This window comes from Glutamicibacter sp. 363 (assembly GCF_052379505.1).
Classification (GTDB): domain Bacteria; phylum Actinomycetota; class Actinomycetes; order Actinomycetales; family Micrococcaceae; genus Glutamicibacter.
This window is the reverse complement of sequence record NZ_JBQSYR010000001.1, coordinates 55404-69935: the sequence shown is the minus strand read 5'-3', so window position 1 is coordinate 69935 and position 14532 is coordinate 55404. Positions and strand designations below refer to the sequence as shown.

Below are 14532 nucleotides of genomic sequence, written 5' to 3'. Positions count from 1 at the left end.
CGTGCAAGATAGATACGAAGATCGTGGTCCAAAGAAGGGCAAAAACAAGGGCAGAGCTTTCGCCGCGCTTTTGCTGGCCGGCGGACTCATCGGTGGAAGTGCATCGATGGCTATGGCTGCCCCCACAGCCCCCACGGACAAGATCGAGTCGACAAGCATTACCTTGTCGCAGGCGGAAAATGCAATGAGTTACTGGACTTCTGAGCGCATGGAAAACGCCAAGTCCGCTGACAGCCTCGCCCACGGTAAAGCAGCCTCAAACGCGCCACTGAAGGCGGGCAAATCAAAGAAGATTGCCGGCCAGGAAGCGCTGAAGCGCAACGAGAACGCCAACAAGCCGAAAAAGGGATCTGCAGTCACTCCGGTGTCCCATATCGGCAAGGTGTTCTTCACCCTCGGCGGATCTGATTACGTTTGCTCGGGCAACTCGGTTGTCTCGGCCAATGAATCGACCGTGTCCACTGCCGGCCACTGCGCCAATGAAGGACCGGGCGCCTTCGCAACTCGATGGGTGTTCGTTCCAGCCTATGAAAACGGCAACGCACCCTATGGCTCCTTCGCGGCTACCGAACTGGTCACCCCAACCCAGTGGAGCAACGGCGGAGACATCAGCTACGACACCGCCTTCGCGGTGGTCACCGACAACAGCGGGGTAAGCCTCGCAGATCAGGTTGGAGCTTCGGGCGTAGCCTTCAACCAGGCGCGCGGATTGAGCTACACAGCTTTCGGATACCCCGCCGCGACCCCGTTCAACGGTGAAACTTTGCAGTCCTGTAGTGGATCTGCCACTGATGATCCCTACGGACAGTCGCAGTCCCAAGGCATTCCCTGCGACATGACGGGCGGATCCTCCGGCGGCCCATGGTTCCTCGGCGGTTCCGATGGATACCAGAACTCCGTCAACAGCTTCGGTTACAGTGGAGTGCGTAACACGATGTTCGGCCCCTACTGGGGATCGGTCGTTGAGCAGGCATATAACGCAGCTCAGAACTAGCAGGACGTGATTTGGGCGGAATGTCAGTGACGACATTCCGCCCAAATCCGTTGAGGAGCAGGGGATGCAAGCAGAGGATGAAGCCGCTGGGGAATGTGCCAGCGAAAAGCGCACTAGGCAAAAGTTGGATCAAACGGTCAGCGAACAGCTTGCATATTTTAACGACATGCGAAAGCAGGATGCCAAGCCGATGCAGGTAGTAATACCAAGCCCAACCGGGCAAAGCAAGGATGAGGACGGCAACTGACCCTGTCGCTGGACATTCTGGTTAACGCGTGCTGCTCTCGAACCGACAGGTTCGAGAGCAGCACGCTAGGTATCGCCCGCAACGCGGCTACTTGGCTAGCTCACGAACGTGAAATTGAAGGGATACCTGTAAGAACGACCTGCCTGATACTCGTTCGGAGCATTAACTGCGGCCACGATGGCCACCACGAAGCAGATGAGGCCACCGAGCAGACCGATGACCCAGCCGACCACGGGCAGGAGCGCCAACAAGCCGATGATCGCGCGGATGATGCTGAAATTCAGGGTATCTCGATGGAAGTCTCGCACTATCGGATTGGTGCGTTCCTTGTCGATGATAAAGAAGATCAGCGCCGGGATAATGCCGAAGAATGCAGATAGCCAGCCGTTGAGCTGAATCCGTTGGAGGTTCTCATCCGGGTTTTGCCCCTGGTAGCCCTGCTGCGGGTCATTCACCTGTCCCGGATATGGTCCAGCCGGTTCTGAACTGGAAGGGGGCGTCGTTGATTCGCCAGGCGAGGGGGTCGAGCGATGGCCCTCGCTGAGCGGATCGGAGTCATTTGGGTCTTCCGGCGTGGTAGTCATGCGAGCCTCCCTGGAGAGCAGCTTGAATACGTAGTATGAGCGTACCCCTTGACTCTAAGGCATGAATAAATAATATCAAGGCGTTGAGAACCAACAAGCGACTTCGGCATCGTCTTCGAAGGTCGATTCGTGGAACGGCTCAGGCATGAAGAAGGCCGTCGAGAGAATCTCGACGGCCTTCTTCACACGCTGTTTTCGAAGACTAGGCTTCTTCTGCGGGAGCCAATTCCACGTTCACTACGCTCAGCTCGCCTTTGGCCTCAACCAAAGTCAGTTCGCGTGCGTTGCCGGCCGACTTGAGGTCGGCGAAGCCGGCCCGCAGCTGTTCAACCTGAACCGCCGGTGCATGGATCTCACCGGAGAGGACCTCGGTGCGCTGCTTGACCTTAGCGTCCGACTTGGCCTTGCGGATGCCAGAAAGTGCCATGCCGACGGTTGGGAGAACCGTTGCGTCGGCGCCTTCGGTAGCGGCCGTCAGGTGCGCGGAACTCGGCCACTGCGACAGGTGCACCGAACCGGTGCGCCACCAGCCCCAAACCTCTTCGGTAGCGAACGGCAGGAACGGTGCGAACAAACGCAGCACCGAATCCAAGGTCGTAGCCAGAGTTGCCAGGACGCTAGCCTGCTCCTCTGCACCATGACCGCCGTAGGCGCGATCCTTGACCAGCTCGACGTAATCGTCGGTGAATGACCAGAAGAAGGACTCGGTGATGTCCAAGGCACGGGCGTAGTCGTAATTCTCAAAGGCACGCTGTGCGTCCCGGATGACCGTGGACAGACGCAGAAGCAGCGAGCGGTCCAGGCCGTTGGCCACCACCGATGCGTCATCGGTGAGCACATTGGCCTCGGTGGCGCCCAGGTTCAAGACGAACTTCGAGGCGTTGAGAATCTTGATCGCCAAGCGGCGACCGATTTTCATCTGGTTGATCTCGTAGGCGGTGTCCGCGCCCAGCTTGGCGCTGGCTGCCCAGTAGCGCACGGCGTCAGAACCGAACTTCTCCAGAACCTCGTTCGGAACCACAACGTTGCCCTTGGACTTGGACATCTTCTTGCGATCTGGATCCAGGATCCAACCGGAGATGGCCGCATGCTTCCATGGGACATCGTTGTGCAGCGCATCTGCGCGCACGGCGGTGGAGAACAGCCAGGTGCGGATGATGTCGTGGCCCTGCGGGCGCAGATCGAAGGGATAGACCTTGGAGAAGAACTGGTCGTCGCGTCCCCAGCGGCCCGCGATCTGTGGAGTCAGCGAGCTGGTAGCCCAGGTATCGAGCACATCTGCGTCACCGATGAAGCCGCCGGCCACGCCGCGCTGATCCTCGGTGAATCCTGCCGGAGCGTCGGCAGCCGGGTCAACCGGAAGCTGCGCTATCTCGGGCAAGATCGGAGCATCGTAATCCGGTTCGCCCTGTTCGTCGACCTTGTACCAAACAGGTACCGGCACGCCGAAGAAGCGCTGGCGGGAAACCAGCCAGTCGCCATTTAGTCCCGAGACCCAGTTCTCGTAGCGCGAGCGCATGAACGAAGGATGGAAATCGATCTGCTCGCCGCGCGCGATCATCTGGGTGCGGCGCTCTTCGTCGCGCCCGCCATTGCGGATGTACCACTGACGCGAGGTGACGATCTCCAGTGGCTTGTCGCCCTTTTCAAAGAAGTTCACCGGACGGGAGACCTTCTTCGGCTCGCCATCGAGCAGATCCGCCTCGGTGAGCATCTTGACGACGCTTTCCTTGGCGGAGAATACGGTCTTGGCCGCGATCTCTGCGTAGGCGGCCTGGCCGGCTTCGGTGCTGATCCACTCCGGGGTGTCGGCCAGGATTCGGCCGTCTCGGCCGATGATGGCACGGGTTGGAAGCTGCAGTTCGCGCCACCAGGTGACGTCGGTCAGGTCGCCGAAGGTGCAGACCATGGCGATACCCGAACCCTTGTCTGGCTGGGCCAGCGGGTGCGGGTAGACGGTCACCGGTACGCCGAAGATTGGCGAGGTGACGGTCTTGCCGAAGAGGTGCTTGTAACGCTCGTCTTCGGGGTGGGCCACAAGACCTGCGCAGGCCGCGAGCAGCTCCGGGCGGGTGGTCTCGATGAAAACCTGCTCGCCGCCTTCGGCATTGAATGCGTAGCGGTAGTAGGCACCGGGCATTTCGCGGTCTTCGAGTTCCGCCTGGGCCACCGCGGTGCGGAAAGTAACATCCCACAGGGTAGGCGCCTCTGCCATGTAGGCATCGCCCTCCGCCAGGTTTTCCAGGAAGGCGCGCTGCGATACGGCGCGGGAATTGTCATCGATGGTGCGGTAGGTCATGCGCCAGTCCACGGACAGGCCCAAGGTGCTGAACAGGTGCTCGAAGACCTTCTCGTCTTCGACCGCCAATTCTTCGCAGAGTTCAATGAAGTTCTTGCGGCTCACCACATCCCAGTCGCGCTGGTTCTTCGCCGGGGACTCCGGCGGGCGGTAGCCCTCGATGTACGGCTTGGTCGGATCGCAGCGAACGCCATAGTAGTTCTGCACGCGACGCTCGGTGGGCAGGCCGTTGTCATCCCAGCCCAACGGGTAGAACACGTTCTTGCCGCTCATGCGCTGGAAGCGAGCCAACACGTCGGTCTGCGTGTAGGAGAACATGTGTCCTACGTGCAGGGAACCCGAAGCGGTCGGTGGGGGAGTGTCGATGGAGTAAACGGCCTCGCGGGTCGTGTCCTCGTTGAAGTGATAGGTGCCCTCGGTGCGCCACCGGGACGAAAGACGTTCCTCCAAGCCTTCCAAAGCGGGCTTGTCAGGAACGGAAACCGTTGCGGGCGTGTCTGTGCCCAAGTTGTCTTCTGCCATGGTTCCATTCTTCCATGCTTTGCCGGGGAGCCGGGCATTGTGATCCATGGTCTCGGCCACTTGACCAGCAACGCTGTGCACGGAGAGCGTCAAAGGGCCAGAGCCAATAGTGCACTCGTCCCAGAAGAGTTTGCCTAGGCTTGGCCCAAGCCAGGCAGGGCCGCCGGAGAACTAGAAACGCAGAAAGTCTTCGCGTAAGACAAATTCATCGCCGCACGCCCCGAAGCCGCGAAGTTCTAAGGTTGGGGTATGACTACTTCGCAAAATACTGAAATCTCCCGTTCGGCCCTCGTCACCGGCGCGTCCAGCGGCATCGGACAGGCAACGGTGCGCGCACTTCGCGCACAAGGCTGGAAGGTCTTCGCCGTGGCCCGCCGTGCCGAGCGGCTCAACGCCCTGGCCGCGGAGAGCGGTGCGATTGCCTTGGCCGCCGACGTGAGCGTGCAGTCCGAGGTGGACGCACTGGTGCTCAGCGTCGCCGAACAAGGCGGTGCGGACACGCTGGTGAACTGCGCAGGCGGCGCACGCGGCAGCGACTACTGGGCCGAGGCCAAAGACGAAGATTGGGAGTTCATGTGGCAGTCGAACGTCATGGGCACCATGCGGCTGACCCGAGCGCTGCTGCCGTCGCTGCGCACCACCGGTGGCACAATCCTGAATGTCACCTCCACCGCGGCATTGGCCAGCTACGAAGGCGGCAGCGGATATAACGCTGCAAAGTCGGCGCAGCGCGCCATGAGCCAGGCGTTGCGCCTGGAGGAAGTCGAAAACGGGATTCGCGTCATCGAGATCCTTCCGGGTCTGGTGCAGACCGAAGAATTCGCATTACGCCGGCTGGGAAGCAAGGAAGCCGCGGAGAACGTCTACGCCGGGGTCGCCGAACCATTGACCGCCGAAGACGTGGCCGAGGTGATCCGCTACGCGGTCAGCGCGCCGGCCCATGTGAACCTCGACGAAATCGTGATCCGTCCGCAGGCTCAGGCCGCCAATCACAAGCTGATCCGCAAGGGCTAGGACACCTAATATGGGACGAATACACGTACTTGCCGCTTCGCACGGCACCGATAATGAACGCGGCCAGCAGCTGATCCACGAGCTGCGCGCACAGCTCGAAGAGCTGGCACGCGACGCCGGGCTCACCGAGCTGGTGTGGCATGAAGCCTATGTAGATGTCCAGCAGCCGCGGCTTCCCGAAGTGCTCGGCTCACTGCCCGCAGATGAACCGGCAGTGGTCTTGCCGCTGCTGGTGGCAGACGGAGTGCATACGACCTATGACATCGCCGGCGCGGTAGCGGCCAGAGCCAACACCACCGCGGCCGCCCCGCTTGGCTCCTTGCCGGATCTTGCCAAAGTCTTGGCGCAACGCGCGCAAGCTCATCTTGCAGAGCACCCAAGCGTTGTTCTAGCCGCGGCCGGAACCCGACTAGAAAAAGGCCAGCTACAGGTCCGGAAACTGGCAGAACGGCTCTCGGTCGAGCTTGGACGCGAAGTGCAGGTCGCTTACTGCGCCGGCGCCAAGCCGCTGATCCAGGATCTGCTCTCCACCGAAATCCAGACACCGGTGCTCGTGCTGAGCGCGCTGCTCGCCGATGGTTTATTCCAAACGCGCCTCGCTAGCACGGGTGCCTCGGTGATCACAAGCCCGCTGTTGCCGGACGTCATGATCGCTAAATGTTTCTTCGTAAGACTCCAAGAGGCGCTCAAAGCGGCCGGTTGGCTTTCCTTAGATGACGAAGTGCATCGTGATTGAGTAAAGCGCGTTCATGTGACTACTCGTGGTTGCCAGCCCCCCGGGGCTGGTTTCTACGCTGGCTTACATGACGCAATCAACCGCACCCGTTCGCCCCAAGCGGGCAGCTAAACCTCAAGGTCAATGGAAGATCGACGGCCACGAGCCGTTGAACCATAACGAGGAACTCAAAGCCGCCGACGACGGACTGAACGTCCGGGAACGTATCGAACAGATCTACGCGCTCAAAGGCTTCGACTCGATAGATCCAGATGACCTGCACGGTCGTTTCCGTTGGTGGGGCCTATACACCCAACGCGCCCAGGGCATTCCCGGCGGGAAGACCGCCACCCTTGAGCCGCACGAACTTGAAGACAAGTACTTCATGCTTCGAGTGCGCATCGACGGCGGGGCGCTGAGCACCGAGCAGCTGCGCGTCATCGCCGGGATCTCCACCGAATTCGCCCGCGACACGGCCGACTTCACCGACCGGCAGAATATTCAGCTGCACTGGGTGGACGTGGTTGATGTGCCAGAAATCTGGCGCCGCCTCGAAGCGGTGGGCCTGAACACCACCGAAGCCTGCGGAGACGTCCCGCGCGTCATCCTGGGCTCACCGGTGGCCGGCATCGCCAAGAATGAGATCATCGACCCCACCCCGGTGATCCAAGAGATCGCCCGACGCTATGTGGGCAACCCGGAATTCTCCAACCTGCCACGCAAGTACAAGACCGCCATTACCGGTCATCCGAATCAGGATGTCGTCCATGAGATCAACGACTTCGCGCTGATCGGCGTCGTGCACCCGGAACTCGGTGCAGGATATGACCTCTGGGTGGGCGGCGGATTATCTGCCAACCCGCGACTTGGCGAACGCCTCGGCACCTTCGTCAGCGAAGCAAAGGCGGCCGAAGTATGGGAGGGCGTCACCTCCATATTCCGCGACTACGGTTTCCGCCGCCTGCGCAACCGGGCCCGCTTGAAGTTCCTGCTCGCCGATTGGGGAACCGAGAAGTTCCGCCAGGTCCTCCAGGACGAATACCTCGGCTATGAGCTTCCAGATGGCCCGCCGGCGGTCAAACCGGAAGAATCAGGGGACCACTCCGGAGTGCATGAGCAAAAGGACGGCCGGTTCTATATCGGGCTCACCCCACCGGTGGGCCGGGTCTCGGGAAGCATCCTGAACAAGCTCGCAGACCTCGTCGAAGCGGCCGGTTCCACCAGGCTGCGCACCACCCCGCACCAAAAGGTGATCGCCCTGGATATTCCCGCAGACCAGGTCGATGCCTTCACCACTGCGGTGCAGGAACTGGGGCTGGACCCCTTTCCCGGGCTGATCAAGCGTTCGGCCATCGCCTGCACCGGCATCGAATTCTGCAAACTGGCCATCGTCGATACCAAGGACACCACCATCGACGCGGTCAAAAAAATCGAGTCAAGGCTAGCGGACCACGAGGGAAAGCTCCCCAAGGCCCTGTCCCTGCATGTCAACGGCTGCCCGAACTCCTGCGCCCGAATCCAGACCGCAGACATCGGGCTGAAAGGACAGCTGATTACCAACGCCGAAGGCGAACAGGTCTCCGGATTCCAGGTGCACCTCGGCGGAACGCTGGCCGGCTTCGAGAACGGCGAGGCAGGACTCGGCCGCACCGTTCGCGGGCTGAAGGTCGCCGCCGACGAGCTGCCCGAATACGTGGAACGCGTCGTCAAAAGCTATTCAACCCACGCCGAGGAGAACGAGTCATTCGCCGCCTGGGCACACCGCGCGGAGGAGGAGAAACTGGTATGAGCACCGTACAGCGCAGCGAATCTGAGCTCCGGCGGATCGCCGCCCTAGGAGCCGAAGAACTTGGCTGGGACGCAACCGCCGAACAGGTCATCAAATTCGCGGCCACGCACTTTGAACTACGCGAGATTGCGGTGGCTTGTTCCATGGCAGACGCGGTACTCCCGCACCTGGTCTCCGAAACGATTCCAGAGGTGGACGTGCTGTTCCTGGAAACCGGGTACCACTTCGCCGAAACCATTGCGACCCGCAACGAGGTCGCCCGGGCCCTGCCGGTACGCATCATCGACGTCCTGCCCGAGCTCACGGTGGCAGAGCAAGACGCCAAATTCGGCAAGGAGCTATTCGCCCGCGATGCAGCGTCCTGCTGCCAGATGCGAAAGATGGATCCCCTGAAGAACGCCCTGAACGGCTACGGGGCTTGGTTCACCGGGGTGCGCCGCGACGAGGCACCCACCAGAGTGAACACCCCGCTGGTGGCCTTCGACGAAGCCCACGGGCTGGTGAAGTTCAACCCGCTGGCCGCCTGGACCTTTGAGGAGCTCATCGGCTACGCCACGGAGCACTCGGTTCCGGTGAATATGCTGCTCGCCCACGGGTATCCATCCATTGGCTGCCAACCATGCACCCGGCCGGTGGCCGAAGGCGAAGACCCCCGCGCAGGTCGCTGGGCGGGGCTGGCGAAAACCGAATGCGGCATACACATCTAGTCGAGGAGAGAAGCAAATGACCATTACAGCCAACGCGCCCACCCAAGCGCGGCGCAGCGTCCTTGACGCCTTAGAAGCCGAATCAATTCACATCATCCGCGAGGTGCTCGCCGAATTCGAAAATCCCGGATTGCTGTTCTCCGGAGGAAAAGACTCGGTAGTCGTACTGCACCTGCTAGCCAAGGCCGTGTTCCCCGCCCGGGTGCCGATCCCGGTTGTGCATATCGACACCGGCCACAACTTCGGCGAGGTACTCAGATTCCGTGACCAGGTGGTGGCCCGCTACGGACTGAACCTGGTTGTCGGCTCGGTGCAGGAATATATTGACCGCGGCGAATTGACCGAGCTGGCCGATGGCACGCGCAACCGGTTGCAGACCCGGGTGCTGCTGGACACCATCGAGGCCAACCGCTTCGACGTCGTCTTCGGCGGGGCCCGACGCGACGAAGACAAGGCCCGCGCCAAGGAACGCATCTTGTCCCTCCGCGATGAATTCGGGGTGTGGGATCCGCGCAACCAGCGCCCGGAAATCTGGAGCCTGTACAACGGACGGCACGCCCCCGGTGGACATGTGCGCGCCTTCCCGATCTCCAACTGGACCGAACGCGACATCTGGGCCTATATCGAGCAGGAACAGATCGAGCTGCCACCCATCTACTTCGCCCATAAGCGCCAGGTCTTCGAACGCGACGGCATGTGGCGGGCGGTCACCTCCGTCTCGCAGCCGGCCAAGGGAGAGATCGTGAGCATCCGGCAGGTGCGCTACCGCACCGTGGGAGACGCAAGCTGCACCGGCGCGGTGCTCTCCGCGGCGGATACGGTGCCCAAGGTATTGGATGAACTAGCCCTGGCAACCTTGACCGAACGCGGCGCCACCCGTGCAGATGACCGAATTTCCGCTGCGGGAATGGAAGACCGCAAGACCGAAGGGTACTTCTAAAATGACCACCACACTGCTCCGCATCGCCACCGCAGGCTCGGTAGACGACGGAAAATCAACGCTTGTGGGCCGGCTGCTGCATGACGCCAAAGCCATCCTCGCCGACTCGCTGGACGACATCGCCCGGACCAGCGCCGAACGCGGCTTCGGCGGAGAGACCCCGGCCCTGGACCTGGCGCTGGTCACCGACGGACTGCGTGCCGAACGGGAACAGGGCATCACCATCGACGTGGCCTACCGGTACTTCTCCACCCAGAACCGCTCCTTCATCCTGGCCGACTGCCCGGGCCACGTGCAGTACACGCGCAATACCGTCACCGGGGCATCCACCGCGGATGCGGCGATCGTGCTGGTCGACGCGCGGCACGGAGTGCTGGAGCAAACCCGCCGGCACCTCGGGGTGCTTGCCTTGCTGCGGGTGCCGCAGCTGGTGGTGGCCGTGAACAAGATGGATCTGGTCGGCTGGGACGAACAACGCTTCAGCGACATCGAAACCGACATTCTGCAGATCGCCGCCGGCCTTGGCATCACGCAGAGCGCGGTCATCCCGGTCTCGGCACTGAACGGCGATAACATCGTCGACGCTTCGGCGCTCAGCGACTGGTATGCCGGCCCCACCCTGCTCGGGCTCCTCGAAGGTCTCGAACCGGGCGGCGGCCAGGGCGCCGGCCGGCTCGATGTCCAGTACGTCATCCGCCCGCAGGGGGCGCTTGCCGCCGGACTGGACGCCGAAGAATACCGCGACTTCCGCGGTTACGCCGGCACCCTGGTCGACGGGGGACTGTCGGTCGGCGATTCGGTAGCCATCCTGTCCAACGGCCAGCCGGCCAGCAGCCGGATCAAGGCCATCCGAACCCCGGCCGGCATGGTGGACACCGCGCTCGCCGGAGACGCGGTCGTCGTGCAGCTGAGCGAAGAGATCGATATTGCCCGCGGCGACACGATCATCGCCGGGGAGCTCGATGCCGCGGTGCGCGAGATCGAAGCCAATATTTGCGTGCTGGCTCCGGCCAAGCTCACCGCCGGACAGCAGCTGCTCATCAAGCACGGCACGAAGGTAGCCAAGGCGAAGATCCAAAGCCTGGATCACGTGATCAACGTGGCCGACTTCTCGCGCAGCGCGGCCACCGAGCTGAATCTGAACGACCTGGCTCGCGTGACGGTGCGCAGTTCGGCGGCCTTGGCCGTCTCCGAGTACCAAGACTCACGCACCGCCGGTTCATTCCTGCTGATCGATCCGAGCAGCGGGCAGACCTTGGCAGCGGGAATTATCGAGGCCCAGAATGCAGCCGCCTGAGCACCAATCCTCCGAACGCCAACGCTTCACCTCGCTGGTTGAGCAGCCCAATCACCGGGCGCGTTTTGCCGGGGTTGTGCTCGTTGGAGTGCTGGCGGCATTGGCGCTGACCACGACCGTCGTTCCGCCGCCGAGCACGGAACGAAGTTCGGTGGCCGGCCCGAGTCCGGCAGCGGAGTTGCGCCTGGGGTACTTTGCCAATGTCACCCATGCCCCGGCGCTCATCGCCGACCGGCGCGGCATCTTGGAATCGGCGCTGGAGACGGATTCCACGGCGTTGGAGACGCAAATCTTCAATGCCGGTCCGGCGGCCATCGAAGCGCTTAATAGCGGGGCGCTGGACGCAGCCTATCTGGGGCCGGCTCCGGCGCTCAATAGCTATCTGTCCAGTGGTGGATCCTCGTTGCAGGTCGTCGCCGGGGCAACGAATGGGGGAGCGAGCCTGGTGGTTTCCGAAGATATTGCTTCGGTTCAACAGCTGGCCGGTACCGAGCTTGCCACGCCGCAGTTCGGCGGGACCCAGGATGTGGCCTTGCGGAACTACCTGCAAGAACGCGGGATCCAAGACTCGGTGACCGTGACACCAAGCTCGAATGGCACGGTTCCCCAGTTATTCGCTCGCGAGGCCATCGATGGAGCGTGGCTTCCGGAACCGCATGCTTCGCTGCTCGTCGAGCAATACGGCGCCCACCGGCTGGTGGACGAGGCGACGCTGTGGCCCGATGGCAAGTTCCCGACGACCGTATTAGTGGTCAACCAAGACTTCTTGGAAGAACACCCGCAAACGGTCAAGGAACTGGTTGCCGCCAACGCCGAAGCCATCGGCTGGTTGAACTCGGCAGAACCCGCCGAACGCCTGGCCGCGGTGCAGGAAGCCTTGACCGGGATCAACGGGAGCAGCCTGCCGGATACGGTTATCGGTGCGGCGCTTGGCGAGGTCGGATTCGATGAGAATCCGTTGGAAAGCACCTTCCCGACGCTGATGGAGCACCTCGAATCCGCAGGCTTGGGCGATTCTGGAGATCTTTCCAAGATCGTAAACGACCAATGGATCGGGACAGACTGATGGGTGTGGAACTCCACGAAGTTTCGCTGAGCTATGATGGCGCGGATCTGGTGATAGAGAATCTCAGCGCACAGATCGAAGACGGTGAATTCATTGCCATCCTCGGGGCCTCGGGCTGCGGTAAATCCTCGCTGCTGAACCTGATTGCCGGACTGCTCCAGCCCACCTCCGGGTGGCTCGAAGTCCCCAAAGACGGCGCCGCCTTCATGTTCCAAGATGCAAATCTGCTCCCGTGGCTCAGCGCAGCGCAGAACATTTCGCTGGCGTTGAAACTTGGGGGATACCCGGCCGAGCAACGTGAGGTGCGAGTTGCCGAATTGCTCCGACTGGTGCAGTTGGGGCAAGCCGGAAAGAAAAAGCCACATGAACTCTCCGGCGGCATGCGGCAGCGCGTGGCGCTGGCACGGGCCCTCGCCCAGGACCGCCAGGTGCTGCTGATGGACGAACCGTTCGCCGCGTTGGATGCGATCACCCGAGACATGCTGCATGAAGAATTGCGGAATCTCTGGCAGCAGACAGGCAAGACGATCATCTTCGTCACCCACAATGTGCGCGAAGCGATTCGGCTGTCCGGCCGGATCCTGGTGCTTTCTTCCCATCCGGGGCGAATCCTGGAGACCCGGCGCATCTCCACCCAACTAAGAAACGACCCCGCCCAGTCGGCCGCCCTCGCCGATGAGCTCACAACGATCCTCAGGAAGGAGCAGCGAAAGCATGAGCACATTGACTCAGCGAGCTAGCCGGCCTGCGGCCAAAGCCGCACGCCAGGGCAGGGCGAAGAAATCATTGGATGCGGTCATCGCGCCAATCATCACGGTGGTTGTGCTCATTAGCCTGTGGCAGATTGCTTCGTGGGCTGTTCAGATCCGTGAAGACCTCTTCCCAGGCCCCGGAGCCGTTGCCGCGAAATTGCCTGAGATGCTGGCCAACGGATCGCTGGCTGCTGCCGTGGGTACCTCGCTGTTTCGAGCGTTGACGGGATTTCTGCTTGCGGTAGTCATCGCGACTCCGGTTGCCTTGCTGCTGGCCCATCAGCCACTGGCCCGCCAGGGCATTGGGCCGCTGATCTCGGCCATGCAGGTGCTTCCATCCATCGCCTGGGTTCCAGCGGCCATCATTCTCTTCGGGTTGAGCAATGCGACCATCTACACGGTTCTCTTGCTGGGCGCGGTTCCCTCGATTATTAACGGGTTGCTCTCCGGAATCGACCTGATCCCGCGGCAGTACCGCGCGCTGTCCACGGTGCTCGGCGCAAACAAACGCCAGCATATCTGGCACGTTGAACTGCCTGCCGCATTGCCAGGATATGTTGCCGGGCTCCGGCAAGGGTGGGCTTTCGCCTGGCGGTCATTGATGGCCGCGGAACTCATCGCAGTGGGCGGATCGCTGGCACTCGGGGTGGGCTCGTTGCTGCAACGAGGCCGCGATCTGGCAGACCTGCCCTTGGTGATGTTGGTCATATTGGTGATCTTGCTCGTCGGCATACTCATCGAACTTTTATGCTTTGCCCCCTTGGAGCGCAAGCTCTTGCGCGACCGGGGAATGAATCGAACTGGAGGAAATAATGGCTAAGGGAAAAATAACCCTGATTGGTGGCGGCCCGGGGGATCCCGAGCTGATCACCGTGGCCGGATATAAGGCACTTTTGGCAGCGGATGTGGTGCTCGCCGATCGGCTTGGTCCCACCGCGCTGTTGGCGGACCTTGCCGAGGGCGTCAAAGTTATTGATGTCGGAAAAGCCCCCGGTTGCCACGTCAAAACCCAGAATGAAATCAACGAACTACTAGTCAAGTACGCTTCCGAAGGGCTTGATGTGGTTCGCTTGAAGGGCGGCGACCCGTTCGTTCTGGGCCGCGGCGGTGAAGAAATGCTATTCGCCGCGGAGCATGGAATTTCGACTCGTGTCATTCCGGGAATTACCAGTTCCATTTCGGTGCCTGCCGCGGCGGGAATTCCGGTGACGCATCGGGGCGTGGCTGCCGGGTTCACGGTGATCAGCGGCCATGACGATCTCACCGACGTCCCGCTGCGCGCCGATCACACGCTGGTAGTGCTGATGGGGGTGTCTAATCTGCCACAAATCGTTGAGACTTTGCTTACCCGTGGCTTAGCGTCAAGTACGCCAATTGGGATAGTTGAGCGAGGTTACTCACAGACGCAGCGGACAACTATCGGTACGCTAGAAGAGATTGTAGTGCGCGCCCGCAAGGCCGCCGTGGCGAATCCGGCCGTCATCGTGATCGGTGACGTTGTTCGTCTGGCACCTGAAGCTTCAACCCAGTTGGTTGGACTTCAGCCGCTGGACACCGTCGACGCCGCAGCGTCGGCCTCATTCGCTGACTAAGAAAGTAGATGTTG

14 protein-coding genes are annotated in these 14532 nt (G+C 61.7%); 12 read left to right on the top strand and 2 right to left on the bottom strand.

From position 1 onward, the window contains the following. Position 1: 1 nt before the first annotated feature. The gene (locus tag ACT3UA_RS00335; protein ID WP_096285066.1) at positions 2-994 is read left to right on the top strand and encodes a trypsin-like serine peptidase; all 993 of its coding nucleotides are present in this window, start codon (positions 2-4) and stop codon (positions 992-994) included. A 64-nt stretch (positions 995-1058) separates the two neighbouring features. Beyond that, entirely contained in the window at positions 1059-1241 is a 183-nt protein-coding gene (locus ACT3UA_RS00330; RefSeq protein ID WP_096285064.1) for a hypothetical protein, read from the top strand. 95 nt (positions 1242-1336) lie between these two features. Here ACT3UA_RS00330 and ACT3UA_RS00325 read toward each other — a convergent pair whose 3' ends face one another. Then, positions 1337-1825 carry a DUF4870 domain-containing protein gene (locus tag ACT3UA_RS00325; protein ID WP_096285062.1) on the bottom strand — a complete coding sequence of 163 codons (489 nt, stop codon included), beginning with the start codon at positions 1823-1825 and terminating at the stop codon, positions 1337-1339. Positions 1826-2027: 202 nt separating this feature from the next. Beyond that, positions 2028-4646, bottom strand: coding sequence for a valine--tRNA ligase (gene valS, locus ACT3UA_RS00320; protein WP_096285060.1), 2619 nt, complete (start codon positions 4644-4646; stop codon positions 2028-2030). Between the two features lie 249 nt (positions 4647-4895). Here valS and ACT3UA_RS00315 point away from each other — a divergent pair, with 249 nt between their 5' ends. The 10 genes from ACT3UA_RS00315 (at position 4896) to cobA (ending at position 14518) form a co-directional block, all read left to right on the top strand. Further along, entirely contained in the window at positions 4896-5660 is a 765-nt protein-coding gene (locus ACT3UA_RS00315) for an SDR family oxidoreductase (RefSeq protein WP_096285058.1), read from the top strand. 10 nt (positions 5661-5670) lie between these two features. Next, positions 5671-6396: a sirohydrochlorin chelatase gene (locus tag ACT3UA_RS00310; protein WP_096285056.1), complete on the top strand. Its 726-nt coding sequence runs from the start codon at positions 5671-5673 to the stop codon at positions 6394-6396. A 67-nt stretch (positions 6397-6463) separates the two neighbouring features. Then, positions 6464-8164, top strand: a complete 1701-nt coding sequence (locus ACT3UA_RS00305; protein WP_096285054.1) for a nitrite/sulfite reductase — start codon at positions 6464-6466, stop codon at positions 8162-8164. Next, positions 8161-8871, top strand: a complete 711-nt coding sequence (locus ACT3UA_RS00300) for a phosphoadenylyl-sulfate reductase (protein ID WP_096285052.1) — start codon at positions 8161-8163, stop codon at positions 8869-8871. The genes ACT3UA_RS00305 and ACT3UA_RS00300 overlap by 4 nt, the downstream gene beginning before the upstream one ends. A 16-nt stretch (positions 8872-8887) precedes the next feature. Further along, a complete protein-coding gene (gene cysD, locus ACT3UA_RS00295; protein ID WP_096285050.1) occupies positions 8888-9811 on the top strand; it encodes a sulfate adenylyltransferase subunit CysD in 924 nt (307 codons plus the stop codon). A 1-nt stretch (position 9812) separates the two neighbouring features. Next, complete coding sequence (locus ACT3UA_RS00290) at positions 9813-11108, top strand: sulfate adenylyltransferase subunit 1 (protein WP_096285048.1); 1296 nt, start codon at positions 9813-9815, stop codon at positions 11106-11108. Continuing rightward, positions 11095-12174, top strand: a complete 1080-nt coding sequence (locus ACT3UA_RS00285; RefSeq protein ID WP_096285046.1) for an ABC transporter substrate-binding protein — start codon at positions 11095-11097, stop codon at positions 12172-12174. Before ACT3UA_RS00290 ends, ACT3UA_RS00285 begins: the two co-directional genes overlap by 14 nt. Then, on the top strand, positions 12174-12914 hold the full coding sequence (locus ACT3UA_RS00280) for an ABC transporter ATP-binding protein (RefSeq protein ID WP_096285044.1): 741 nt from the start codon (positions 12174-12176) through the stop codon (positions 12912-12914). Before ACT3UA_RS00285 ends, ACT3UA_RS00280 begins: the two co-directional genes overlap by 1 nt. Beyond that, positions 12889-13746, top strand: a complete 858-nt coding sequence (locus ACT3UA_RS00275; RefSeq protein WP_444615305.1) for an ABC transporter permease — start codon at positions 12889-12891, stop codon at positions 13744-13746. Before ACT3UA_RS00280 ends, ACT3UA_RS00275 begins: the two co-directional genes overlap by 26 nt. Then, entirely contained in the window at positions 13739-14518 is a 780-nt protein-coding gene (cobA, locus tag ACT3UA_RS00270; RefSeq protein ID WP_096285040.1) for a uroporphyrinogen-III C-methyltransferase, read from the top strand. Before ACT3UA_RS00275 ends, cobA begins: the two co-directional genes overlap by 8 nt. Positions 14519-14532: the final 14 nt, after the last annotated feature.